This window comes from Pseudomonas sp. PAMC25584, from assembly GCF_058135675.1.
This window is the reverse complement of sequence record NZ_CM176870.1, coordinates 355,315-381,122: the sequence shown is the minus strand read 5'-3', so window position 1 is coordinate 381,122 and position 25,808 is coordinate 355,315. Positions and strand designations below refer to the sequence as shown.

General features: G+C 61.3%; 19 protein-coding genes. 9 read left to right on the top strand and 10 right to left on the bottom strand.

The features are described 5' to 3' along the window. Nucleotides 1–123 precede the first annotated feature (123 nt). The 4 genes from ACS5Q8_RS01680 to ACS5Q8_RS01665 all read right to left on the bottom strand — a co-directional run bounded on the left by ACS5Q8_RS01680 (nt 124) and on the right by ACS5Q8_RS01665 (nt 8,744). A complete protein-coding gene (locus ACS5Q8_RS01680) occupies nt 124–1,134 on the bottom strand; it encodes a class 1 fructose-bisphosphatase (RefSeq protein ID WP_276195885.1) in 1,011 nt (336 codons plus the stop codon). Between the two features lie 110 nt (nt 1,135–1,244). Beyond that, entirely contained in the window at nt 1,245–2,597 is a 1,353-nt protein-coding gene (locus ACS5Q8_RS01675) for a DUF3999 domain-containing protein (protein WP_276197884.1), read from the bottom strand. After that, nucleotides 2,597–6,136 (bottom strand): DUF2339 domain-containing protein, encoded by a 3,540-nt coding sequence (locus ACS5Q8_RS01670; protein WP_465159774.1) that lies wholly within the window; start codon nt 6,134–6,136, stop codon nt 2,597–2,599. The genes ACS5Q8_RS01675 and ACS5Q8_RS01670 overlap by 1 nt, the downstream gene beginning before the upstream one ends. A gap of 157 nt (nt 6,137–6,293) precedes the next feature. Next, nucleotides 6,294–8,744, bottom strand: a complete 2,451-nt coding sequence (locus ACS5Q8_RS01665) for a glycogen/starch/alpha-glucan phosphorylase (RefSeq protein WP_276195882.1) — start codon at nt 8,742–8,744, stop codon at nt 6,294–6,296. 236 nt (nt 8,745–8,980) lie between these two features. On the opposite strand from ACS5Q8_RS01665, the gene ACS5Q8_RS01660 reads away from it, so the two are divergent. Beyond that, complete coding sequence (locus tag ACS5Q8_RS01660; RefSeq protein WP_017849920.1) at nt 8,981–9,415, top strand: YkgJ family cysteine cluster protein; 435 nt, start codon at nt 8,981–8,983, stop codon at nt 9,413–9,415. A gap of 194 nt (nt 9,416–9,609) precedes the next feature. Here the strand turns inward: ACS5Q8_RS01660 and typA are convergent, their stop codons facing one another. Together typA and thiI are read right to left on the bottom strand one after the other, a co-directional pair. After that, complete coding sequence (gene typA, locus ACS5Q8_RS01655) at nt 9,610–11,430, bottom strand: translational GTPase TypA (RefSeq protein ID WP_247397328.1); 1,821 nt, start codon at nt 11,428–11,430, stop codon at nt 9,610–9,612. A gap of 139 nt (nt 11,431–11,569) precedes the next feature. Beyond that, nucleotides 11,570–13,024, bottom strand: a complete 1,455-nt coding sequence (thiI, locus tag ACS5Q8_RS01650) for a tRNA uracil 4-sulfurtransferase ThiI (RefSeq protein ID WP_276195881.1) — start codon at nt 13,022–13,024, stop codon at nt 11,570–11,572. Nucleotides 13,025–13,358: 334 nt separating this feature from the next. Here thiI and glnA point away from each other — a divergent pair, with 334 nt between their 5' ends. The 4 genes from glnA to ntrC all read left to right on the top strand — a co-directional run bounded on the left by glnA (nt 13,359) and on the right by ntrC (nt 18,405). After that, nucleotides 13,359–14,765 carry a type I glutamate--ammonia ligase gene (gene glnA, locus ACS5Q8_RS01645; RefSeq protein ID WP_003171128.1) on the top strand — a complete coding sequence of 469 codons (1,407 nt, stop codon included), beginning with the start codon at nt 13,359–13,361 and terminating at the stop codon, nt 14,763–14,765. Nucleotides 14,766–14,972: 207 nt separating this feature from the next. Further along, complete coding sequence (locus ACS5Q8_RS01640) at nt 14,973–15,509, top strand: chorismate mutase (protein WP_276195880.1); 537 nt, start codon at nt 14,973–14,975, stop codon at nt 15,507–15,509. Between the two features lie 377 nt (nt 15,510–15,886). Further along, a complete protein-coding gene (glnL, locus tag ACS5Q8_RS01635; RefSeq protein ID WP_276195879.1) occupies nt 15,887–16,972 on the top strand; it encodes a nitrogen regulation protein NR(II) in 1,086 nt (361 codons plus the stop codon). Continuing rightward, the gene (ntrC, locus tag ACS5Q8_RS01630; RefSeq protein WP_247397323.1) at nt 16,969–18,405 is read left to right on the top strand and encodes a nitrogen regulation protein NR(I); all 1,437 of its coding nucleotides are present in this window, start codon (nt 16,969–16,971) and stop codon (nt 18,403–18,405) included. Before glnL ends, ntrC begins: the two co-directional genes overlap by 4 nt. Before the next feature lie 618 nt (nt 18,406–19,023). Here the strand turns inward: ntrC and ACS5Q8_RS01625 are convergent. Next, a complete protein-coding gene (locus ACS5Q8_RS01625) occupies nt 19,024–19,464 on the bottom strand; it encodes a hypothetical protein (RefSeq protein WP_276195878.1) in 441 nt (146 codons plus the stop codon). Here ACS5Q8_RS01625 and ACS5Q8_RS01620 point away from each other — a divergent pair. Further along, entirely contained in the window at nt 19,463–19,918 is a 456-nt protein-coding gene (locus tag ACS5Q8_RS01620) for a tRNA (cytidine(34)-2'-O)-methyltransferase (RefSeq protein ID WP_247397321.1), read from the top strand. The two genes, ACS5Q8_RS01625 and ACS5Q8_RS01620, sit on opposite strands and share 2 nt — an antisense overlap. Nucleotides 19,919–20,037: 119 nt before the next feature. On the opposite strand, the gene secB is transcribed toward ACS5Q8_RS01620, so the two are convergent. The 3 genes from secB to ACS5Q8_RS01605 are packed head-to-tail and all read right to left on the bottom strand — an operon-like array spanning nt 20,038 to nt 21,229. Further along, nucleotides 20,038–20,517, bottom strand: coding sequence for a protein-export chaperone SecB (gene secB, locus ACS5Q8_RS01615; RefSeq protein WP_014716520.1), 480 nt, complete (start codon nt 20,515–20,517; stop codon nt 20,038–20,040). Nucleotides 20,518–20,559: 42 nt separating this feature from the next. Further along, complete coding sequence (grxC, locus tag ACS5Q8_RS01610) at nt 20,560–20,814, bottom strand: glutaredoxin 3 (RefSeq protein WP_276195874.1); 255 nt, start codon at nt 20,812–20,814, stop codon at nt 20,560–20,562. Between the two features lies 1 nt (nt 20,815). Continuing rightward, nucleotides 20,816–21,229, bottom strand: a complete 414-nt coding sequence (locus ACS5Q8_RS01605; RefSeq protein ID WP_017849931.1) for a rhodanese-like domain-containing protein — start codon at nt 21,227–21,229, stop codon at nt 20,816–20,818. Between the two features lie 151 nt (nt 21,230–21,380). On the opposite strand from ACS5Q8_RS01605, the gene gpmI reads away from it, so the two are divergent. The 3 genes from gpmI to ACS5Q8_RS01590 all read left to right on the top strand — a co-directional run bounded on the left by gpmI (nt 21,381) and on the right by ACS5Q8_RS01590 (nt 25,808). Next, complete coding sequence (gene gpmI / locus ACS5Q8_RS01600; RefSeq protein WP_276195871.1) at nt 21,381–22,907, top strand: 2,3-bisphosphoglycerate-independent phosphoglycerate mutase; 1,527 nt, start codon at nt 21,381–21,383, stop codon at nt 22,905–22,907. A gap of 258 nt (nt 22,908–23,165) precedes the next feature. Further along, complete coding sequence (locus ACS5Q8_RS01595) at nt 23,166–24,461, top strand: murein hydrolase activator EnvC family protein (protein WP_247397316.1); 1,296 nt, start codon at nt 23,166–23,168, stop codon at nt 24,459–24,461. A gap of 30 nt (nt 24,462–24,491) precedes the next feature. Continuing rightward, nucleotides 24,492–25,808 carry a S41 family peptidase gene (locus tag ACS5Q8_RS01590; RefSeq protein ID WP_465159773.1) on the top strand — a complete coding sequence of 439 codons (1,317 nt, stop codon included), beginning with the start codon at nt 24,492–24,494 and terminating at the stop codon, nt 25,806–25,808.

Sequence of the window (25,808 nt, the reverse complement as noted above, 5' to 3'; positions counted from 1 at the left end):
AGGTGTCTGGTTCCCGACGAACGAAAACAAAAAAGCCCCGAAAACGCTGAAACGTTTCGGGGCTTCTTATCGTTCAAGACTTCACGTCTTAAACCAGGAGAGAGCGCTGGCTCCCTTCCACCGTTACTGCTTGTGGTAGCCGGTCACACGCTCAACTTCTTCCTTCGAACCCAGGAACACCGCCACTCGCTGGTGCAGGCCTTCGGGCTGGATGTCGAGGATACGCTGGTGGCCGTCGGTGGACACACCGCCCGCCTGTTCAACCAGGAACGACATCGGGTTGGCTTCGTACATCAGGCGCAGTTTGCCCGGTTTGGACGGCTCGCGGCTGTCACGGGGGTACATGAACACGCCACCCCGGGTCAGGATGCGGTGTACGTCACCAACCATCGCCGCGACCCAGCGCATGTTGAAGTTTTTCTTCAACGGGCCGTCTTCGCCTTCCATCAACTCGTTGACGTAGCGCTTGACCGGTTCTTCCCAGTGGCGCTGGTTGGACATGTTGATCGCAAATTCCTGGGTAGCCGCAGGAATCACGATGTCTTCGTGAGTCAGGACGAAACTGCCCATTTCGCGGTCCAGGGTGAAGCCTTTGACGCCGTCGCCCAGGGTCAGGACCAGCATGGTCTGCGGGCCGTAGATCGCATAACCGGCGGCAACCTGCTGGGTGCCCGGTTGCAGGAAGGCCTTTTCGTTCAGGGCTTCGTTCTGGCTCAGGTGTTCGTTCGGGCAACGCAGTACCGAGAAGATGGTGCCGACCGGGGCGTTGATGTCGATGTTGGACGAACCGTCCAGTGGGTCGAACACCAGCAGGTAGGCGCCTTTTGGGTATTTGCCCGGGATCTGGTAGGCATTGTCCATTTCTTCGGACGCCATGCCGGCCAGGTGACCGCCCCATTCGTTGGCTTCGAGCAGGATCTCGTTGGAGATCACGTCGAGTTTCTTCTGCACTTCGCCTTGGACGTTTTCAGTGCCCATGCTGCCCAGGACACCACCCAACGCGCCTTTGGACACGGCGTGGCTGATTTCCTTGCAAGCACGCGCCACCACTTCGATAAGGAAGCGCAGATCGGCAGGCGTGTTGTTGCTGCGGGTCTGCTCGATCAAATAGCGACTCAGGGTAACGCGGGACATGGAAGGCTCCGATGTATGGGGGGGGCTAAAAACCCGCGCAGTTTAACGCGAGTTGGGGCGTATTTCCTCCTATCAGAGGATTTAAACCCAATAGAGTTCATGGACTTTATTTAACGCGCCGCCGCTGGCTTGCGCAGCAAACTGTAGGCCATGGCCCCCAGCGCCGCCACGCCGAGCAGCAATACGGCCCAGAGCCCGAGTTTTTTCCAGTTCGGTTCGGTGTCGACAGCAGCTACGAGCGCAGGCGACGTGACCGCGATTTCCCCGGCCACCTTCGCCTGCCCCAAGGTGTTAAGACGCTCGGTGCTGTAGTCAGGGATCAGGGTCGACAGCGGCAGGTTCGCCGCCTTGGCCGACGCGTTCCCCAGCGCCAGGGTGAACGGCGGCTCACCTCGCGCCAGGAACACCAACTGCGTGGCGCGCACGGCAACCCGCAGGGTCGGCGCGGCAGCGCCCAGGCCACCGCCGCGCTCATCCACCTGCAACTTGAGTTCGGCGACCGCCTGGCCCGGCAACTGCAATTGATCCTGCACCACGTCCTGGCCGTTCTGGGTCAGGCGGTACAGCAAACCGTTGCTCAGCGGCTGCCAGGCTTGCTTGCTGTCACGCCGCCCCGACAGGGTCACGGGCGCCAGCGTATTGGGTTGTGTCAATTCGACGCGCAGGCGCTCGACATTCAGCCCCGCCGGTAACTGCCAGGTGTATTCCCCCGCCTGCAGCCGCGTGCCGGAAAGCGGCTGCGACCACACCCATGGCGTCGGCTGGCTACTGCGGGTGGCACTGGCCAATTTGGCCGAGGTCAACAGCGGCGCTGCCTGACCCTGCCACAACAGGCGCAGGTAACGCGCCGGTTGCCCCGGCAGGCTGACGTCATGCTGCTCGACGCGCTCGTCGGCAAACGACAAGCGCGCCACTTGCCCGTCGCCCCAGGGCGTCCAGTGCTGCAAGTCATCGCTGGCTTCAATGCTGAACCGCTGGAAGCCTTCTTGCTCGTGACTCCAGTCCAGGCTCAGTTGCTGCAACGGGGCCTTGATCGCACTGGCGTCGAGCACCCAGCCGCGCAGCACCTGCTGGCCGGCCGCGGAGGCTGTGGAGGGGCGCACTTCCAGCAAGGTGCCTTCGGCGCTGGACTTCATCACCACCGCCGGCAAGGTTTCGCGGGTGTCGGCAGCGTACAGCGGGAACCACTTCACATCGGCAACGTTACGGTTTTCGGTGTGTTGCGCGGATTGGCGCGACAGCGCATAGGCCTGGGGCTCGCCGGCGGCATTGAACACGCGCAGATCGCTGAGGTCGGTCTGGCGGGCGCTCAGTTGCACGGCCAACGGCAATTCGAGGCGATACCACGGGCCATTGCCGCTGACGCTCAGCGGTACCTGGGTGGTGAAGTCGGCGGGTGTTTCCTGGGCCCACACCGACAACGTCGCACACACGCCCACTACCGCCACGCTCAACTTACCGATCAAGAGGATGCTCCTTCAGTTTCCAACACAGGTTCGGCACGCTTGGGCGGCAGCGGTGCGAAATAACCCACCACCAGCAACAACCCGCCTACGCCAATGAACGACACGATCCGCGCCAAGCCGCCACGATTGCTCAGCTCGACAAAAAACAGCTTGGCCACCACCACGGCAATCAGTGCCGCGCCGATCAGCCACACTTCGCGACGATGGCGCAGGTGACCGCCGATCATCAGGCCGAGGGCGATCAGGGTCCAGACGATCGACAAGCCGGCTTGCACCAGCATCGACTCCAGCAACGCGTCCAACTGGAACGGCACGCCGCCCCAATGGTGGGCTGTGCGCATCACCAGCGCGGTGAAGAACGCAAACAGCGAAACCCCCGCCACACCCTGCGCGATCCATTGCGCACGTGGCCCGCGCTGCGGCGCCACACTGCGCGACCACAGATACACACCGAGCAGGGCAAACAGCAGGCCCAGGTCCAGCGGGTTAATCAGTGGTACATAGGGCAAAGGCTCGGCCGTACCGTCGCTGAAACTATTGGCCAGCCAGAACCAGCCGAGCATCAGCAGCGCCAACGGCAGCGCCGCCAGCACTCGATACTCGTTGGGATAGGCCGACACCGGCCACGGCCAACTGCGTGGCGCAGCCGCCAGCACCAGGTAGAGACTCGGCAGAAGCGCCCAGCCCAGCCAGCGCCAGGCGTTGTATTCGCTCGACAGCAACAACAGGCCGTAGCGCAGCTCCAGCGCCAGGACGCCGATCAACATCCAGCTCCCCAACACGTGGGCAACGCTCAATACGTTGGCCGGCGCCACCGCCGCCAAGCGCCGCAACGAGATGAAATGCACCGCGAACACCGCCAGCCAGGCCAGCCAGCCGAACTGCGCCGCCGGGTGATAGTAGCTATGCGCGGATACCAACAACACCGCAGCCGCAGCCGGCATCAGCAAGGTGCAGAGCATACCCAGCGAGGCCCAGCGCAGACGCGCCGCGAACAGCGTCCAGATCGCCACGCTCACCGCTGCGATACCCAGCAGGAAGGCGCCCTGCAGCTCTTGCGGGATGAACTGCAGCACTTCGCCGATCAGCGCCAGCGCCCACCAGGCCGCGCCCCACACCAACAACAAGTCGGACAGGCGTTGCAGCTTCAGCACGGCAAACACCGGCGCATGGGGTTCGCGCTGCAAGCGCCAGGCGCCGACCAGGGCGGCCAGGCCCAGCACCATCGGCGTCCAGAAACCGCTGTGCCCCAACGGACGCAAACCTTCATGGGTCAAGGGCCCGAGCAGTTCCGGCACCGCCAACAGGAACGAAGCGCCGCCGAGCAGTTGCAGCAGCAAACCGAAGACGAAACTGACGCGCTGTTGCAGGTACAGGCTCAACCAGATGACCAGCAAACCACTCGCCGCCCACACCCCGCTGGCGCTGTCCCAGGGCAGCACAAACAGCACGGCCAGGTTGATCAACACCAGGCCGGCCAGCAGCACCACCGACAACCCGCGCAACAGCCGCACATCGCTGCGCACCATGTCGTCGCGGGCCGCCAGCAGCATGCCGCCGATCAACGCCAGCCCGATCAGCGACGCCGTCAGCAAACCGCCCCAACCTGCGCTGAATACCGCCGCCCCTTCACCGCCTTGCAGGCGCAGCAGGAACAGCGCGCCGCCCAGCAGTTGCACGGCGAACGCGGTGAACAGGAAGGTCCGCGAGCCAATGCGCAAGCCGACAGACAGCGTCACCAGGCCAGCAAGCGCCCAACTGATGGCGGTGCCTTGGGTCAGCAACAGCAGCGGTGCGAGCAGGTACACGCAGGTCAGCCCGAGGCTGGCCAATACCGGCAGGCCCTTGCGCTCCCACGCCGCCGCCTGTTCTGTGGATGCTTTGCGCAACTGCGCGAAGCTGAACAACAACGCAGCGCCCAGCAACAACGCACCCAATGGCGCGCCGTCCAGCAATGTGTGTGTGCCGACGCGCAGTTCGCTGAGGAACGCCAGCGCCGAGCCCAGTTGCAACAACAGGCCAAACGCCCGCGCCAATGGCCGTTGCTGGCGCAAGCCGAGCCAGAAGATCCCGGCGCCTTCCACGGCCCAGGCCGCTGCGGTCCAGCGCGCATCGAGGCCCAGGGGAATCGCCAGGCTGGCGAAGATCACGCCCAGGGCCAGGCAGGTTTCCGCCAGCAGCATGGCGCGCCCGCCACTGAGTAAGCGGGCCAGGCCCATATAAATAATGCCCAGGCCAAGGGCACTGAACGCAGCGGCAAACTCCAGGTGCTGTACCAGTGCGAACTGCAAGCCGAAGCCCACCAGCGGCGGGCCGAACAGCAGGCTGCCGTCGACATAATCGCCCTTGGCTGCCGACCAGCGCAGCAGCGCGCCCCGGCTGTCGTCTTCGGGCGCGTCGCTCATCTCCAGCAATTTGCGCCGGGTGAACAGCAAACCGATCGCCAGGTACATCAGGAAAAACACGATCAGGAACGGCTCGGTGCTCCACAACAGCTGCGGGGCATACGAGCGCAGGCCCCAGGCGAAGCCGATGCCGAAGGTGCCGACAAAGCCGATCAGGTTGAGCAGACGCCAGGCCTTGAACCAGGCGATGGCGAGGATGCCAGCATTGAGCAGGGCGAAGTAGCTGAACAGCGCCACATGGTTACCGGCGCCGGTGGAGGTCAGGATCGGCGCGGCAAAACCGCCCAGCGCCGCCGCGCAGGCGAGGCCCAACGCATCCTGGGTAATCGCCAGGATCGCCGAAAACAGCGTGACCGCCACCAGCAAGCCCAGCGCCGCGCTCGGGTCGATCAACGGGTGCAGGCGCATCGCGGCAAACACCGTCAGGTACAGCACCGCAATGCCAGTGCCTTGCAGCATCAGGCCGTAATTGCTGTTGCGCAGCCGCAACCACCAGCCCAGGCCCAGCAAGCCCAATGCAGCGGCGGCAACCCCGGCATAACGCAGTTCAATCGGCACCACCATGCCTTCGGTGGCATAGCGCAGCAAAAAGGCCAAGCCGAGGAACAACAGCACCACGCCGACGCGCAACACGGTATTGCCGCCGAACAGCCAATTGCGCGCGCCGCTGATGGCGCGCTCGATCAGGTTGGGGCCTCGGGGGATTAGTGGTTCATGCGCATGCGGTTTCTCGGCAGGTGTCCAGACATCCGCCGGCAATGCCTGGCTTGGCTCGGCAACGATGGCGACGGGCGTTGGCGCCAGTTCAACGGGCAACTCCCAGACAAGTTCGGGTGCCTCGGCTGGCAGGGCAGATTCGGCAACGGGGGATTCGACCAACACACTGTGTGCGAGCGGCGCAGGTTCTGGTGCGGGTTTTTCCAACTGCGCCAGGCGTTGCTCCAGCGCGGTGAGCGCTTTCTGCGCGGTCTCCAACTGACGGCCTTGTTCATCCGTGCGCGAAGCCAGCATCGACAGGCGAATCGCCTGGCCAATGCCCAACCCCAGCAGCGCGCCGATGCCCGCGTCGCTGAACGACTCATCGAGTGTCCAGCCAAGCGCCAGCCCAATCAGCATGAAAATCCATTGCATGGTCGATATTCCCTAAGCAAACCGGGGCCTAGTATATCGACGCGAGACCAATGTGGGAGGGGGGCTTGCCCCCGATAGCGGTGTGCCAGTCGACATATCTGCAAACTGACAGTCCGCTATCGGGGGCAAGCCCCCTCCCACACTTGTACTGCGGGGCTTAGTCGAGCGCTTTCCAGATTTCGGTGGCGTACTCGCGGATGGTGCGGTCCGAAGAGAACCAGCCCATTCGCGCGGTATTGAGCACCGCCGAACGCCACCATTCCTTGGAGTCATGCCAATGCGCGTCGACCCGGGCCTGGGCATCCCAGTAGGAATCGAAGTCGGCACACACCAGGAAGCGGTCGTAGTCGATCAGCCCATCGATCAAGCCCACATAACGGCCCGGATCATCCGGCGAGAACACCCCGCCGCGAATCGCTTGCAACACATCGCTCAAACGATGGGACGCGGCGATTTCCGGCCCGGCGTTGAATTCACCGGCATGCTTGCGGGCTTCCACCTGCTGGGCGCTGAGGCCGAAGATGAACATGTGCTCGGCGCCCACGCGCTCGTGCATCTCCACGTTGGCGCCGTCCATGGTGCCGATGGTGAGCGCGCCGTTAAGGCCGAACTTCATGTTGCTGGTGCCCGACGCTTCATAGCCGGCGGTGGAGATCTGCTCCGACAAGTCCGCCGCCGGAATGATGCTTTCCGCCAGGCTGACGTTGTAGTTGGGCAGGAACACCACCTTGAGCAAGCCGCGCACGGTGGGGTCGTTGTTGACGGTGCGAGCGATGTCGTTGGTCAGCTTGATGATCAGCTTGGCCTGGTGATAACTCGCCGCCGCCTTGCCGGCGAAGATCTTCACCCGTGGCACCCAGTCGGTCTCAGGCTCGGCACGGATCGCCTGGTACAGCGCCACGGTGTGCAGCAGGTTGAGCAACTGGCGCTTGTATTCGTGGATGCGCTTGACCTGCACGTCGAACATCGCCGCCGGGTTGACCGCAATGCCCAGGCGCTCGTGGATGATCTCGGCCAGTGCGCGCTTGCTGTGCAGGCGCTGCTCGGCGAAGGCCTTGCGGAAGGCCTGCTTCTCGGCAAAGGTTTCCAGTTCGACCAGACGGGTTTCCATGTTGTCGAGAATATCCGGGCCCAACGCATCCACCAGCATCGACGTGAGCTGGGGGTTGGCCTGGTACAGCCAGCGGCGGAAGGTGATGCCGTTGGTTTTGTTGTTGATGCGCTCCGGGTACAGCTTGTGCAGTTCGGAGAACACCGTGCTGCGCATCAGTTGGGTGTGCAGGCCGGATACGCCGTTGACGCTATGGGAGCCGAGGAACGCCAGGTTGCCCATGCGCACGCGGCGGCCGTTGTCTTCTTCGATCAGCGACACGGCGCGCAGCACGTCGAAATCGTGGATGCCCTTGGCGCGCAGCGAGTCGATGTGCTGCGCGTTGATCAGGTAGATGATCTGCATGTGCCGGGGCAGCATGCGTTCCATCAGGCCGACCGGCCAGGTTTCGAGGGCTTCGGGCAGCAGCGTGTGGTTGGTGTACGACAGGGTTTCGACGGTGACATCCCACGCCGCTTCCCAGGGAACGTCGTGCAGGTCCACCAGTTGCCGCATCAACTCGGCGACGGCGATGGACGGGTGCGTGTCGTTGAGCTGAATCGCGGCGTGTTCGCCCAGGCTCAGCACCGAGCCGTGCATGTTCTTGTGGCGGCGCAGCAAGTCTTGGAGCGAGGCCGAGACGAAGAAGTATTCCTGGCGTAGGCGCAGTTCCTGCCCCGCTTCGGTGCTGTCGGCCGGGTAAAGCACTCGGGAGATGCTTTCGGCGCGGGCCACTTCGGCGACGGCGCCCAAGTGATCACCGGCGTTGAAGCGCTCCAGGTGCAGGTCTTCCACGGCGCGCGCGCGCCACAGCCGCAGGGTGTTGACGCTGGCACCGCGCCAGCCCACCACCGGGGTGTCGTAGGCCACGGCCCGCACGGTTTCGCTGGGCGACCACACCTGAATCAGCTTGCCGGCGGCATCCGGCAGGGTTTCGACGCTGCCGCCAAAACCGATCGGGTAAATCACTTCGGCCCGCTCGAACTCCCACGGGTTGCCGAAATCCAGCCAGCGCTCGGTCTGTTCCTGCTGCCAGCCATCGACAATCGCCTGGCGGAACAGCCCGTGCTCATAACGAATGCCATAACCGTGGCCGGCAATGCCCAAGGTCGACATGCTTTCCATAAAGCACGCCGCCAGTCGACCCAGGCCCCCGTTACCGAGCGCCGCATCGGGCTCCAGCAGGCGGATGCGCTCCAGGTCTACCCCGAGGTCCACCAGCGCTTCGCGGGCGATCTCCAGCAGGCCGAGGTTGCTCAGGCTGTCGTAGAGCAAGCGGCCGATGAGAAATTCGAGGGAGAGGTAATACACCCGCTTCTGGCCTTTACGGTAGATACGCCGCGTGTGGTCCATCCAGTGTTCGACCATCTGGTCGCGGGCGGCCAGGGCAATGGCTTCGAACCAGTCGTGGTCGAAGGCATGATCCGGGTCTTTGCCCACCGCGTAGGTGAGTTTGGTCAAGACAGCATCGCGAAATGCGGCTACCTCTGCTTCTCGTGCAAGCGGTTCCTGAGACATCGGTGCGACCTCGGGCGAGATTGAAGGAGTTGCTAGAGACTAGTCGGTCTGACAGACGGCCGACGCTCCGGTTCGGCAGTTTTTTAACTCATTCACCTTGGCATAAATCTGATGCAGGGGTCGTGCCCGATCACCACTCGATCGGCCTTCCAGCTGAAAACCCGAAAATATTGTTCAAAAAACCATCAATCCCGGTATGATCGCGCGCCCGGATACCGCCCCACCTTGGAACCCTGATGAAGCCTCAACTGATCGCCGCCGCGGAACTCGACCGTCTCGAGACCTGGCAGAAATATTCCGCCCACATGTGCGGGGGCTGCGTGTCCAGTTGCTGCACGCTGCCGGTCGAAGTGAAGATCAAAGACTTGATCCGCATTGGCATCGTCGATGAATTCGAGCGTGGCGACCCGCCGAAGAACATCGCCAAGCGCTTGCAGAAGGAAGGCATCGTCGAGCGCTACAACAGCAAATCCGAGATCTTCACCCTGCAGCGCATGAGCAACAACGACTGCCTGTACCTGGATCGTAAGACGCGCTTTTGCACTATTTATGACAAGCGCCCGGATACCTGCCGCAACCACCCGAAAATCGGCCCACGGCCAGGGTATTGCGCGTACAAGCCGAAGGAAGTGGTGCGCGAGACCAATTTCAAGACGCTCGATAAGTTCTGATTCACGTTTTGCAGGGTTCTTAAGGGCCCTATCGGGGGCAAGCCCCCTCCCACATTTTGAAGGCGTTCACAAATCAAACTGTGGGAGGGGGCTTGCCCCCGATGAGGCCCGCATAGTCACCACAAAAATCCCAGACATAAAAAAACGCCCCCGGCCTTTCGACCGGGGGCGTTTTTCATTCAGCCTGAGTTAACTCAGTTCTTGGCTTTCTTGGCAGCGCGGGTACGCTCGCCTTCGTCCAAGATCTTCTTACGCAGGCGGATCGACTTAGGCGTGACTTCGCACAGCTCGTCGTCCTGGATGAATTCCAGGGCCTGTTCCAGGGAGAACCTCACCGGTGGAACCAGAGCGATGGTTTCGTCTTTACCCGAAGCACGCATGTTGTCGAGCTTCTTGCCTTTGGTTGGGTTGACGCCCATGTCGTTGTCACGGCTGTTCAGACCAACGATCTGACCGTTGTAGATCTCTTGACCGTGTTCAACGAACAGCTTGCCACGCGCCTGGAGGGTTTCCAGGGAGTAGGTCAGCGCCTTGCCGGTTTCAACCGAAACCAGAACACCGTTCTGACGGCCGGACATGTCGCCGGACTTCATGGTGTCGTAGCGATCGAAGATCGAGGTCAGGATGCCAGCACCGTTGGTCAGGGTCAGGAACTGGTTACGGAAACCGATCAGACCACGCGCAGGGATGTTGTATTCCAGACGCACACGGCCTTTGCCATCCGGCACCATGTTGGTCAGGTCGCCCTTACGCAGGCCCATCTCTTCCATGACCTTGCCCTGGGATTCTTCAGGGGTGTCGATGGTGACGTTTTCGAACGGTTCCTGCTTCACGCCGTCAACAGTACGGATGATCACTTCAGGACGACCAACACCCATTTCGAAGCCTTCGCGACGCATGGTTTCGATCAGTACCGAGAGGTGCAGCTCACCACGGCCGGAAACCTTGAACTTGTCAGCCGAGTCGCCTTCTTCAACGCGCAGTGCCACGTTGTACAGCAGCTCTTTGTCCAGACGTTCCTTGATGTTACGGGAAGTCACGAACTTGCCTTCTTTACCGCAGAAAGGCGAGTCGTTTACCTGGAAGGTCATGGAAACGGTTGGCTCGTCAACGGTCAGAGGCTTCATCGCCTCGACAGTGTCCGGCTGGCACAGGGTGTCGGAGATGAACAGCGAGTCCATGCCGCTGACGCACACGATGTCGCCGGCGAACGCTTCTTCAACGTCGATACGGTGCAGGCCGTGGTGACCCATCAGCTTCAGGATACGACCGTTGCGTTTCTTGCCGTCGGCGCCGATAGCGACAACCGGGGTGTTCGGCTTGACGCTACCACGAGCGATACGGCCAACGCCGATAACACCCAGGAAGCTGTTGTAGTCCAGTGCCGAGATTTGCATCTGGAACGGACCGTCACGGTCAACCTTCGGTGGTGGAACGTGGTCAACGATCGCCTGGTACAGCGGGGTCATGTCTTCCGCCATGGCGGTGTGTTCCAGACCGGCAATACCGTTCAGGGCCGAAGCGTAGATCACCTGGAAGTCCAGTTGTTCTTCGGTAGCACCCAGGTTGTCGAACAGATCGAAGATCTGGTCCAGAACCCAGTCCGGACGCGCGCCTGGACGGTCAACCTTGTTGATGCACACGATCGGACGCAGGCCGGCTTCGAAAGCCTTCTTGGTCACGAAACGGGTTTGCGGCATAGGGCCGTCTTGAGCGTCAACCAGCAGCAGAACGGAGTCAACCATCGACATTACGCGTTCTACTTCGCCGCCGAAGTCGGCGTGGCCCGGGGTGTCCACGATGTTGATGTGGTAGCCGTTCCAGTTGATAGCGGTGTTTTTAGCCAGGATGGTAATACCGCGCTCTTTCTCCTGGTCGTTGGAGTCCATCACGCGCTCGTCGTTGAGCTCGTTGCGCTCCAGGGTGCCGGATTGACGCAAGAGTTTGTCTACCAGGGTGGTTTTACCATGGTCAACGTGAGCAATGATGGCGATGTTACGTAGATTTTCGATCACTTGTGTATCTCGATCAGAGGATTCGGTGTGCTGACAGGTCGTGGCAGCGATTAACAGTAGAGTCAGGCCTTGCCGTTACGGCTTGACGGCAGAGTCGGGGGGCCGGTGACGCAGGCCACAGGCGTACAGCCCCGGGCTCTTAGCTCGGTCGATAAACGCGCACATTGGCATGCCCCTCACTGAGCAAATGGTGGGCATGCAGGCGACTCATCACGCCTTTGTCGCAATACAGCAGGTACTGACGGCTGTTATCCAGTTCCTTGAAACGCGCGTTCAATGCATAGAACGGCAGCGTTTGTACGTCGATGCCAGCGATGCCCAGCGGCTCATCTTCAGCGGCATCCGGGTGACGGATGTCGATGACGATCTGGCCCGCCAGGGCTTCGCTGACTTCTTCGATCTGCACATCCTGGCCCAACTCGTCGATGACACGATCGATCGGGACCAGTTTGGCGTTCTCGAGCGCACGCTCCAGAATCGCCATGTCAAACTGTTGTTCTTCATACTCCACGCGGTTGCGCTTGGCGTGGGTCTTGGGGTTCACCGAAATGACCCCGCAATATTCAGGCATGTGCTTGGCAAAGTCGGCGGTGCCGATTTGTTCTGCCAGGTCGATGATGTCCTGCTTGTGGCTGGCGATCAGCGGGCGCAGCACCAGCTTCTCGGTAACGCAGTCGATCAGCGACAGGTTCGGCAGCGTTTGGCTGGCCACCTGGGAAATCGCTTCGCCGGTCACCAGCGCGTCGATCTGCAGTTGATCGGCAATTCGGGACGCCGCGCGCAACATCATACGCTTCAATACTACGCCCATATGACTGTTATCGACTTTACCGAGAATTTCGCCCAGCACTTCCTCGAACGGCACGCTGACAAACAGCACGCGTTGGGAGCTGCCGTACTTCTTCCAGATATAGTGCGCGACTTCCATCACGCCCAATTCGTGTGCACGCCCGCCCAGGTTAAAGAAGCAGAAGTGGCTCATCAGGCCGCGGCGCATGATCTGGTAGGCCGCCACCGTGGAATCGAAACCGCCGGACATCAATACCAGGGTCTGTTCCAGGGCGCCCAGCGGGTAGCCGCCGATGCTATTGTGCTGGTTGTGGATCACAAACAACCGTTGGTCGCGAATTTCCATGCGCACTTCAATTTGCGGCGCTTTGAGGGAAATTCCGGCGGCGCCGCACTCGCGACGCAGCTTGCTGCCGACGTATTTTTCCACATCCATGGAGCTGAACGGATGCTTGCCGGCACGCTTGCAACGCACCGAAAAAATCTTGCCTTCCAGCTCACTGCCGAAGTGTTGTTTGCACTTTTCGGTAATGTCGTCGAAGTCGCCCAGCGGGTACTCGTCCACCTGCAGGAAATGCGCGATACCCGGCATGCAGCTCAGGCGCTCGGTCATATCCTTCAAGGCCTTGGCGTCGGTGACACGGGTTTCCAGCTCGAGATTGTCCCACACACCGTTCACCACCACCGCCGGGTCCAGATCGCGGAGCACGGTACGGATGTTCTTGGCCAACTGACGGATGAAACGCATCCGTACCGGTCGGCTTTTGATGGTGATCTCGGGGAAGACTTTAACGATTAATTTCATGGAAACAGCGCGCGCCGGGCCTGCCGAAAAAGGGGGGCGCGGATTATAGCGGAAATCGCTCAAGGTTTAACCAGTTAATATGCATCACCGACGCAACGCACCAAAACGGGTCGTTTCTGCGAGGCGTCGCTACATTGAGGTGCGTTATTTATTCCAATTCAGCAGTTTGCACCTTTATAGGGGCCATTTTGACGCAAAAAAGCCATGTTGGCGCACTGGCATGCAATTTGCTCTCTTGTGAGGCAGGTTGCCATGGCGGACTATCCGCGCCGGCATCACCCACATTCTAAGGGCTAACTCCACTACCCAGCCCGAAGCCACCCCGGAGGACACCATGTCGAAGTCGGTTCAACTCATCAAAGATCATGACGTTAAATGGATTGATCTGCGCTTCACGGACACAAAAGGCACTCAGCACCACGTGACCATGCCGGCTCGCGACGCGCTGGATGACGCGTTCTTCGAAGAAGGCAAAATGTTCGACGGTTCCTCCATTGCCGGCTGGAAAGGCATCGAAGCCTCCGACATGATCCTGATGCCGGACGACAGCACTGCCGTGCTGGACCCGTTCACCGAAGAGCCAACCCTGATCATCGTCTGCGACGTGATCGAGCCGTCGACCATGCAAGGCTATGACCGCGACCCACGTGCGATCGCCAAGCGTGCCGAGGAATACCTGAAGTCGACCGGTATCGGCGACACCGTATTCGTAGGCCCGGAACCAGAATTCTTCATCTTCGACCAAGTGAAGTTCAAGTCCGACATCTCCGGTTCCATGTTCAAGATCTACTCCGAACAAGGTTCGTGGATGTCCGACCAGGACGTTGAAGGCGGCAACCATGGCCACCGTCCAGGCATCAAAGGCGGTTACTTCCCGGTTCCACCATTCGACCACGACCACGAAATCCGTACCTCCATGTGCAACGCCATGGAAGACATGGGCCTGGTCATCGAAGTACACCACCACGAAGTGGCCACTGCCGGCCAGAACGAAATCGGTGTGAAGTTCAACACCCTGGTGGCCAAGGCTGACGAAGTTCAGACCCTGAAGTACTGCGTACACAACACTGCCGTTGCCTACGGCCGTACCGCGACCTTCATGCCTAAGCCACTGTACGGCGATAACGGTTCGGGTATGCACGTTCACCTGTCCATCGCCAAAGATGGCAAGAACACCTTCGCTGGCGAAGGTTATGCCGGCCTGTCCGACACTGCCCTGTACTTCATCGGCGGTATCATCAAGCACGGTAAGGCCCTGAACGGCTTCACCAACCCATCGACCAACTCCTACAAGCGTCTGGTCCCAGGTTTCGAAGCACCGGTAATGCTGGCCTACTCGGCCCGTAACCGCTCCGCCTCGATCCGTATTCCTTACGTGTCCAGCCCTCGCGCTCGCCGTATCGAAGCTCGCTTCCCGGACCCGGCAGCCAACCCATACCTGGCCTTCGCTGCGCTTGTAATGGCTGGCCTGGACGGTATCCAGAACAAGATCCACCCTGGCGACGCCGCCGACAAAAACTTGTACGACCTGCCGCCTGAAGAGGCCAAAGAGATCCCACAAGTGTGCGGCAGCCTGAAAGAAGCCCTGGAAGAGCTGGACAAGGGCCGTGCGTTCCTGACCAAAGGCGGCGTGTTCAGCGACGACTTCATCGATGCCTACATCGAGCTGAAAAGCGCAGAAGAAATCAAGGTGCGTACCTTCGTGCACCCACTGGAATACGAGCTGTACTACAGCTGCTGATCCGGTAGCGTCGCTTAACGTGGCGTGATCGAAAAAGACCTCCTTCGGGAGGTCTTTTTTTGCCCGCGGATTACACAGCTCCGCACCTGCAAACCCAATCAAAAAGGTGGGAGGGAGCTTGCTCCCGATAGCAGTGGATCAGTTGATACAGGTGCTGACGGACACTCTGCTATCGGGGGCAAGCCCCCTCCCACAAGGAGATCAGCATTGAAACGTAGACTTGTGTTCGCTCTGTTATTGGTCAGTGCCAGTGCGAGCGCTGCGCCGCCCAGCCTCGAACCTTTACTCAACAGCGTCGCCGAACGCCTGGCAATCGCCGACCAGGTCGCCCTGAGCAAGTGGGACAGCCACAAGCCCGTGGAAGACAAGAAACGCGAGCAAGAGGTAATCGCCAGCGTCGTCGCCCTGGCACCGAGCTACAAGCTCGACCCTGCCGCTGCCGGGCAATTTTTCTCGGCGCAGATCGAAGCGAACAAATTGGTGCAGTACGCCCACCTGTCCGACTGGCAGTTCCAGGGTAAGGCACCCGACGATCCACGCCCGGATCTGGTCAAGCAGATTCGCCCGCAACTGGACCAACTGCAAAAGCGCCTACTACAGCAGTTGGCCGACTTCACCCCCCAGCGCAGTGACCCGCAGTGCCCGCAATGGTTGGCCGAGGCGGTGCATGAGCGGCGCAATGAGCCGCTGCGCCAGCTGGCGATGATTCGCGCTACCGCCGAACTGTGCCGCCACCCAGATTAAGGCAGCGTACCCAAGCGGAAAGGGGCCTGGGCCCGATAGCCGTGTGTCAGCTACCTCATGGGTAACTCGGCCATCGCCATCGGGAGCAAGCCCCCTCCCACGTTGGTATTGCGTGCAATCGGAGGTTCACGCGGCATATTTCTGAACAAACGTCACAAAACCGCACTACATTGGTGCAACGCATTGCACCCTTCCCACCGGCCCAGCCCATTTTGGTTCGAAACTACCCGACAAAGCTGGCAGAACGCCACAGTTTCGCGCCTTAAACCCCTATTTCAGGGCTTAAACGCTTCTTTTCGGAGCCTTGGTTTGGTTTTTGCATTTTCCTTGTATCAGCGTGTGCCTCAAGCCCGCGCCTTGCTCCAAAAGAGGTCCTGATGACCATCAGCGATGCACTGCACCGTTTGTTACTCGACAACCTGACCACCGCGACCATCCTGCTCAATGACGACCTGCGCCTTGAGTACATGAACCCGGCGGCAGAGATGCTCCTGGCCATCAGCGGCCAGCGCAGCCATGGGCAGTTCATCAGCGAATTGTTCACCGAGTCGGCCGAAGCCTTGAGCTCGTTGCGCCAGGCGGTGGAGCAGGCACACCCGTTCACCAAGCGCGAAGCGATGCTCACCGCCCTGACCGGCCAGACCCTGACCGTCGACTACGCCGTGACCCCGATCCTGAGCAACGGCAGCACCCTGCTGCTGCTCGAAGTCCACCCGCGTGACCGCCTGCTGCGCATCACCAAGGAAGAAGCGCAGCTGTCCAAGCAGGAGACCAGCAAGATGCTGGTGCGCGGCCTGGCCCACGAGATCAAGAACCCGCTGGGCGGGATTCGCGGCGCGGCGCAATTGCTGGCGCGCGAGCTGCCGGACGAGCACCTCAAGGACTACACCAACGTGATCATCGAAGAGGCCGACCGCCTGCGCAACCTGGTGGACCGTATGCTCGGCTCCAACAAGCTGCCGTCGCTGGCGATGACCAACGTGCATGAAGTGCTGGAGCGTGTCTGTCATCTGGTCGAGGCCGAAAGCCAGGGTTGCATCACGTTGGTGCGCGACTATGACCCAAGCATTCCCGACGTCTTGATCGACCGCGAGCAGATGATCCAGGCGGTACTCAATATCGTGCGCAACGCCATGCAGGCCATCAGCAGCCAGAACGAGCTGCGCCTGGGCCGCATCAGCCTGCGCACCCGCGCCTTGCGCCAGTTCACCATCGGCCACGTGCGCCATCGCCTGGTAACCAAAGTCGAAATCACCGACAACGGCCCGGGCATTCCTGCAGAACTGCAGGAAACCATTTTCTTTCCCATGGTCAGCGGCCGCCCGGACGGTACCGGGCTGGGCCTGGCCATTACCCAGAACATCATCAGCCAGCACCAGGGTCTGATCGAATGTGAGAGCCATCCTGGCCACACCACGTTCTCGATCTTTCTGCCTCTGGAACAAGGAGCCCCATCGACATGAGCCGTAGTGAAACTGTCTGGATCGTCGATGACGACCGTTCTATCCGCTGGGTCCTCGAGAAAGCCCTGCAACAGGAAGGCATGACCACCCAGAGCTTCGACAGCGCTGATGGGGTGATGAGCCGCCTGGCGCGCCAGCAGCCCGACGTGATCATCTCCGACATCCGCATGCCCGGTGCCAGCGGCCTGGACCTGCTGGCACGGATTCGCGAGCAACACCCGCGCCTGCCGGTGATCATCATGACCGCGCACTCGGACCTGGACAGCGCTGTGGCGTCCTATCAGGGCGGTGCCTTTGAATACCTGCCCAAGCCGTTCGACGTGGATGAAGCGGTGGCGCTGGTCAAGCGCGCCAACCAGCACGCCCAGGAACAGCAGAACCAGGAAGCCCCGCCCGCCCTGACCCGCACCCCGGAAATCATCGGTGAAGCGCCGGCGATGCAGGAAGTGTTTCGCGCCATCGGGCGCTTGAGCCACTCCAACATCACCGTGCTGATCAATGGCGAGTCGGGCACCGGTAAAGAACTGGTGGCCCACGCCCTGCACCGCCACAGCCCACGGGCGGCGTCGCCGTTTATCGCGCTGAACATGGCGGCGATTCCCAAGGACTTGATGGAATCCGAGCTGTTCGGCCACGAGAAAGGTGCCTTCACCGGCGCGGCCAACCTGCGACGCGGGCGCTTTGAACAAGCGGACGGCGGCACACTGTTTCTCGATGAAATCGGCGACATGCCGGCCGATACCCAGACCCGCTTGCTGCGCGTACTGGCGGACGGCGAGTTCTACCGTGTGGGCGGGCATACGCCGGTCAAGGTCGACGTGCGCATCATCGCCGCGACTCACCAGAACCTGGAAACCCTGGTGCATGCGGGCAAGTTCCGTGAGGACTTGTTCCACCGCCTCAACGTGATCCGCATCCATATCCCGCGCATGTCGGACCGTCGCGAAGACATCCCGACCCTCGCGCGCCACTTCCTCAGCCGCGCCGCCCAGGAGCTGGCCGTCGAGCCGAAGCTGCTGAAAAGCGAGACCGAGGAATACCTGAAGAACCTGCCATGGCCCGGCAACGTGCGCCAGTTGGAGAACACCTGCCGCTGGATCACGGTGATGGCGTCCGGGCGCGAAGTGCATATCGGCGACCTGCCACCGGAATTGCTCAGCCTGCCGCAGGATTCGGCCCCCGTGACCAACTGGGAACAGGCGCTGCGCCAATGGGCCGACCAGGCCCTGGCACGCGGCCAGTCGAACCTGCTGGACAGCGCCGTGCCGGCCTTCGAGCGGATCATGATCGAAACCGCCCTCAAGCACACCGCCGGTCGCCGCCGCGATGCTGCCGTGCTGCTGGGTTGGGGCCGCAACACCCTGACGCGCAAGATCAAGGAGCTGGGGATGAAGGTGGATGGCGGGGATGATGACGAAGGTGATGAGGGCTGAATCTCAGGTCCACTGAAGATCCAATGTGGGAGGGGGCTTGCCCCCGATGCCGGAGTGTCAGTCGACATCTATTTGACTGACCCACCGCCATCGGGGGCAAGCCCCCTCCCACATTTAGATCTTCACAAGGTTTCACAAGCATGCACCGCTTCAATGCAGCATGAACCGGCATCGAGCACGGCACCAACACCTGAAACCTCAGCCTCACTGAATAAAATCTGAAAACCGAAAACACCAAAGCCCCGTATCCCGGGGCTTTGCGCTGTCTGGAGAGTTTTTTTTGGGCACCTTGGCCACTGTGGCACGCCCCCTGCAACAACCCCGATACAACCCAGTTTCGGGGACCTTGGTACAGGCAGGCCGAGAATCCCCTCTTTACACCCGGGGTGCTTGATGCGAACCGCGTCGCGCTCCACACCGCTTTGGGGAACCTCGGTACAGGCAGGCCGGGGATTCCCTCTTTAACACCGAAGCCCACTGGCTTCACCCCGTTTTGGGAGCCCTGGTACAGGCAGGCCGGGAACTCCCTTCTTTACACCCGGGGCTTATGCGGCACAGCGCCCATAGCCCCAGCCCGTTTCGGGAACCTTGGTACAGGCAGGCCGGGGATTCCCTCTTTTATTGCTCTTGGAGATGGATCTCCAGCCGCCAGCGGCCTTCAGCCTTCTCTCCCGACCATTCCCCACGCAACGGCCGCGCCGCCACCAGGCTGAGCAACAGACCGCCATCGGTCTTGCGCACGCGCCAGTTCACATCCTTGTCATTGACCTTGAGCTGCCCGCTGGCAGCCTGGCCCTGCGCGTCGAACAACAGCGCCACGGTGCCGTCGATATGCTCGCCATGCAGCTTGGGTTCGCTGTTGAACCACACCACCGCACCGTCAGTTGCCGGCGTCACCTGCAGCAACTCGACCGGGTCCGGGGTAGTCAGACGACCGATCATCAGGCCGACCATCAGGCCGACAATCGCCAAAGAGCCCAAAACCCTCGGCAATAGCTTCGGCCTGGGGTCCTCTTCGAGGGTAGAATGCAGCGCATCTTTGCCTTCGGAGCCGTGCATGTTTCACGTCATCCTTTTTCAACCAGAAATTCCGCCGAATACCGGCAACGTTATCAGGCTGTGCGCCAACAGTGGCTGCCACCTGCATTTGATCGAGCCCCTGGGCTTCGACATGGACGACAAGCGCCTGCGCCGCGCCGGGCTGGACTACCACGAGTACGCCACCCTCAAGCGCCACGCCGACCTCGCCAGTTGCCTGGAAAGCCTGGGCCACCCTCGGTTGTTCGCGTTCACCACCAAGGGCTCGCGGCCGTTCCATGATGCCAGCTTCGCCGACGGCGACGCCTTCCTGTTCGGCCCGGAAAGCCGTGGCCTGCCCGCCGAGGTGCTCGACGCCCTGCCCGACGGCCATCGCCTGCGTCTGCCGATGCGCGAAGGTTGCCGCAGCCTGAACCTGTCCAACACCGTCGCCATAGCCGTCTACGAAGGCTGGCGCCAACTCGGCTTCAAGTAACGCACAAAACAAATGTGGGAGGGGGCTTGCCCCCGATGCCGGAGTGTCAGTCGACATCTACCTGACTGATCCACCGCAATCGGGGGCAAGCCCCCTCCCACATTTTTTACCGCATCGACTTATTGAACAGTCGGTGCGCCTTCCTGTTGCATGCGCTGCAGCTCTTGCGCGTACAGGGCATCGAAGTTCACCGGAGCCAGCATCAGCGCCGGGAACGAGCCACGGGTGACCAGGCTGTCCAGGGTCTCGCGGGCATACGGGAACAGGATGTTCGGGCAGAACGCACCCAGGGTGTGGCTCATGGACGCTTCGTCCAGGCCCTGGATCAGGAAGATACCGGCCTGTTGCACTTCAGCGATGAAGGCCACTTCTTCGCCATTCTTGACGGTGACCGACAGGGTCAGCACGACTTCGTGGAAGTCACCTTCCAGCGCTTTTTGACGGGTGTTCAGGTCCAGCGCAACGCTTGGGGTCCATTCCTGACGGAAGATGGCCGGGCTTTTCGGTGCTTCGAACGACAGGTCGCGCACATAGATGCGCTGCAGCGAAAACTGTGGGCCTTGGGCTTCTGCTGCTTCGGTGTTCTGTTGGTCAGTCATCGCAGATCCTTCTTGATCTTGGGGTCTTTTAGGGTTTAGGAGTCAGACGTGAAGCAGCGCGTCCAGCTTTCCGGCGCGCTCAAGGGCAAACAGGTCATCGCATCCGCCGATGTGCTTGGCGCCGATCCAGATCTGCGGCACGGACGTGCGCCCCGCCTTCTGGGCCATTTCGGCGCGCACCTGGGGTTTGCCGTCGACCTTGATCTCTCCGAAGGCAACACCCTTCTTCTCCAGCAAGGCCTTGGCCCGCATGCAGTAAGGGCACCAATCGCTGGAATACACGACAACCTGGCTCATATCACTTCACCAGCGGCAGGTTATCGGCGCGCCAGCTGCTGATACCACCAGACAGCTTGGCGGCGGTGAAGCCGGTCTTGAGCATTTCGCGGGCGTGAGTGCCGGAATGCTGGCCTTGGGCGTCGACCAGGATGATGGTCTTGGCCTTGTGCTTTTCCAGCTCGGCCAGGCGCGCGATCAGCTTGTCCTGGGGAATGTTCAGGGCACCGACGATATGACCGGCGGCAAAATCCTTGGCCGGACGGATATCCACGACAACGGCCTCATCCTTGTTGACCAGCGCGGTCAGCTCCGACGTGCTCAGGCTGCGGCCACCGCGGCTCATTTCATGAGCGATCAGCAGCGCCAGCAGGATGACGAAGGCACCCGCGAGCAGGTAGTGGGCAGTGGCAAATGCAATCAGGTGATCAACCATCAAGGAGGTTCCAGGGCGTTAAAATGGCGGTAAGTATACACAGCCGTCAGGGGGGGCCAACCCCCGTAAAGCGGTGACGTGGTCGGAACTTCGCTTTAAACTGCCACTCCCTTTTCAATCCCCTTCATTAATTACCGCCGCGAGAGGATCTATGACTACGACGCCTAAACCTTTGGTCCTGATAATTCTCGATGGCTTCGGACACAGTGAAAGCCACCACGACAACGCCGTGTACTCGGCCAACAAGCCGGTGCTGGACCGCCTGACCGCCACCCTGCCCAACGGCCTGATCTCCGGTTCGGGCATGGATGTGGGCCTGCCGGACGGCCAAATGGGCAACTCGGAAGTCGGCCATATGAATCTCGGCGCCGGACGAGTGGTCTATCAGGACTTCACCCGCGTGACCAAAGCGATCCGCGATGGCGAGTTCTTCGAGAACCCGACCATCTGCGCGGCAGTCGATAAAGCCGTCGCCGCCGGCAAGGCCGTTCACTTCATGGGCCTGCTGTCCGACGGTGGCGTACACAGCCACCAGGACCATCTCGTGGCCATGGCCGAACTGGCCTTCAAGCGCGGCGCCGACAAGATCTACCTGCACGCCTTCCTCGACGGCCGCGACACGCCGCCGAAAAGCGCGCAGTCGTCGATCGAACTGCTGGACGCCGCCTTCGCCGCCCTGGGCAAGGGCCGTATCGCCAGCCTGGTCGGTCGCTATTTCGCCATGGACCGCGACAACCGCTGGGACCGCGTGTCCCAGGCCTACAACCTGATCGTCGACGGCCAGGCCGAATTCAACGCCGCCACCGCCCAGGAAGGCCTGGAAGCCGCCTACGCGCGTGGCGAGAGCGATGAGTTCGTCAAAGCCACGACCATCGGCGAGCCGGTGAAAGTCGAAGACGGCGATGCCGTAGTGTTCATGAACTTCCGCGCCGACCGTGCCCGCGAGCTGAGCCACGTATTCGTCGATGCCGGTTTCAAGGACTTCGAACGCGCGCGCCAGCCGAACGTCGAGTTCGTCATGCTCACCCAATACGCCGCCAACATCCCGGCCCCGTCGGCTTTTGCCCCGGGCAGCCTGGAAAACGTGCTGGGCGACTACCTGGCGAAAAACGGCAAGACCCAGCTACGCATCGCCGAAACCGAGAAATATGCCCACGTGACCTTCTTCTTTTCCGGTGGCCGCGAAGAACCGTTCCCGGGCGAAGAGCGCATCCTGATCCCGTCGCCAAAAGTCGCGACCTACGACCTGCAGCCGGAAATGAGCGCGCCGGAAGTGACCGACAAGATCGTCGATGCCATTGATCACCAGCGTTATGACGTGATCGTGGTCAACTACGCCAACGGCGACATGGTCGGCCACAGCGGCAACCTGGCCGCCGCGGTCAAGGCGGTGGAATGCCTGGACCTGTGCGTGGGCCGCATCGTCGAAGCCCTGGAAAAAGTCGGCGGCGAAGCGCTTATCACCGCCGACCACGGCAACTGCGAGCAAATGTCCGACGAATCCACCGGACAAGCCCACACTGCCCACACCACCGAGCCGGTGCCGTTCATCTACGTCGGCAAGCGCGACTTCAAAGTGCGCAACGGCGGCGTGCTGGCCGATGTGGCGCCGACCATGTTGATGTTGATGGGGCTGGAGAAGCCGAAAGAGATGACCGGCACCTCAATCCTGGTCTGATCTAAGCAACACCGAAAATCAATGTGGGAGGGGGCTTGCCCCCGATAGCAGTGGACCAGTCAACTCATCAGGTGACTGACACACCGCAATCGGGGGCAAGCCCCCTCCCACATTGGACTCTCTGCGTTGGGTAGGTGTCTTTTCGCCATACCACTGCCACTCGGCACCTATCTTGCCCAGAAGCCCCAAATGGGCGTTTTTTTTGCAGCGCTTGGCGGGCATACTAGGCCGTCCATTTCCCTGGTGTCGCCCGCCTCTATGCTTCGCGCCTTGATTACCCTCGCTCTTGTCTGCTTGCTCCAACCGGCATTTGCCGATGAGCGCGCACAAACCCAACAACAGTTGGACGCTACGCGTCAGGACATTACCGAGCTGAAAAAACTGCTCGGCAAGCTCCAGGAAGAAAAATCCGGGGTGCAGAAAGACCTGCGCGGCACGGAAACCGAAATGGGCCAGCTGGAGAAACAAGTCCAGGAGCTACAAAAAGAATTAAAGAAGAGCGAGTCGGAACTGGAGCGACTCGACGCTGAGAAAAAAAAACTCCAGAGCGCACGCGTTGAACAGCAACGCCTGATCGCGATCCAGGCCCGCGCCGCCTACCAGAGCGGCCGCCAGGAATACCTCAAGCTGCTGCTCAACCAGCAGAACCCGGAAAAATTCGCGCGCACCCTCACCTACTACGATTACCTGAGCAAGGCCCGCCTGGCTCAATTGAAGGGTTTCAACGAAACCCTGCGCCAACTGGCCAACGTCGAACAGGAAATCGCCGACCAGCAGTCACAGTTGCTCGACCAGAAAAGCGCCCTCGACACCCAGCGCGACCAGCTCGACAAGGTGCGCAAGGAACGCCAACTGGCCCTGGCCAAGCTCAATGACGACGTGAAGGCCCGTGACGCTAAGCTGCAAGCCCGCGAGCAGGACCAGGCCGACCTCGGCAAAGTGTTGAAAACCATCGAAGAAACCCTGGCCCGCCAGGCACGCGAGGCCGAGGAAGCGCGACAAAAAGCGCTGATCGCCCAGCAGGAAGCAGAAAAAAAGCGTCAGCGTGAGGCCGAACTGGCAGCCACTACCGACGCTCCGGCCCCACGTAAACCGGCGCATGCAGCGCCTGGCCCGCTGGTTTCCAGCGCGGGCGAATCCTTCGGCGGCCCTTTTGCTTCAGCTCGCGGCAAACTTCCATGGCCCGTTGATGGTCGACTACTGGCACGCTTTGGGGAAACCCGTGGCGATGACACCCGCGCCAAGTGGGATGGGGTGATGATCAGTGCCGCCGCCGGCAGCCAGGTCCACGCCGTCCACGGCGGTCGCGTGGTGTTTGCCGATTGGTTGCGGGGCGCCGGTCTATTGGTGATTCTCGACCACGGTAATGGCTATTTGAGTCTTTATGGCCACAATCAGACTTTACTCAAGTCGGCAGGTGATGTGGTAAAAGCCGGTGAATCCATCTCCACTGTCGGTAACAGTGGCGGCCAGGACACCCCGGCGCTGTACTTCGCTATTCGTCAGCAGGGCCGCCCGAGCGACCCTGCACAATGGTGCCGCACCCAAGGATAGGGTCGCATCTACATTAGGAGTTCGTTCGACATGCTGCATTTGTCCCGCCTCACTTCGCTGGCCCTGACGATCGCTCTGGTGATCGGCGCGCCTCTGGCTTTCGCCGACCAGGCCGCACCGGCTGCACCCGCTGGCACGGCCGCGACCACCAAGGCGCCGTTGCCGCTGGACGAGCTGCGCACCTTTGCCGAGGTCATGGACCGGATCAAGGCAGCCTATGTCGAACCCGTAGACGACAAGACCCTGCTGGAAAATGCCGTCAAGGGCATGCTCAGCAACCTCGACCCGCACTCCGCGTACCTCGGCCCGGAAGATTTCGCCGAGCTGCAGGAAAGCACCAGCGGTGAGTTCGGTGGCCTGGGCATTGAAGTCGGCGCCGAAGATGGCCAGATCAAAGTGGTCTCGCCGATCGACGACACCCCGGCGTCCAAGGCCGGCATCCAGGCCGGTGACCTGATCGTCAAGATCAACGGCCAACCGACCCGCGGCCAGACCATGACCGAAGCCGTCGACAAGATGCGCGGCAAGATCGGCCAGAAAATTACCCTGACCCTGGTGCGCGACGGCGGTAACCCGTTCGACGTGACCCTGGCCCGCGCGACCATCACGGTCAAGAGCGTGAAGAGCCAGTTGCTGGAGTCGGGCTACGGCTACATCCGCATCACCCAGTTCCAGGTCAAGACCGGCGACGAAGTGGCCAAGGCCCTGGCCAAGCTGCGTAAAGACAACGGCAAGAAGCTCAACGGCATCGTGCTCGACCTGCGCAACAACCCCGGCGGCGTGCTGCAGTCGGCGGTGGAAGTGGTCGACCACTTCATCACCAAAGGCTTGATCGTCTACACCAAGGGCCGTATCGCCAACTCCGAGCTGCGCTTCTCGGCCACCGGCAACGACCTCAGCGAAAACGTGCCGCTGGCTGTGCTGATCAACGGCGGCAGCGCCTCGGCCTCGGAGATCGTCGCCGGCGCCCTGCAAGACCAGAAGCGCGGCGTGCTGATGGGCACCACCAGCTTCGGCAAAGGCTCGGTGCAAACCGTGTTGCCGCTGAACAACGAGCGCGCCCTGAAAATCACCACCGCGCTTTACTACACGCCGAACGGCCGCTCGATCCAGGCCCAGGGCATCGTGCCGGACATCGAAGTGCGCAAGGCCAAGATCACCAACGAGGCCGACAGCGAGTACTACAAGGAAGCCGACCTGCAAGGTCACCTGGGCAATGGCAACGGCGGCGCCGACCAGCCTACCGGCAGCAGCACCAAAGCCAAACCAATGCCGCAGGACGATGATTATCAACTGGCCCAGGCGTTGAGCCTGCTCAAGGGCTTGAGCATCACGCGCAGCCGTTGA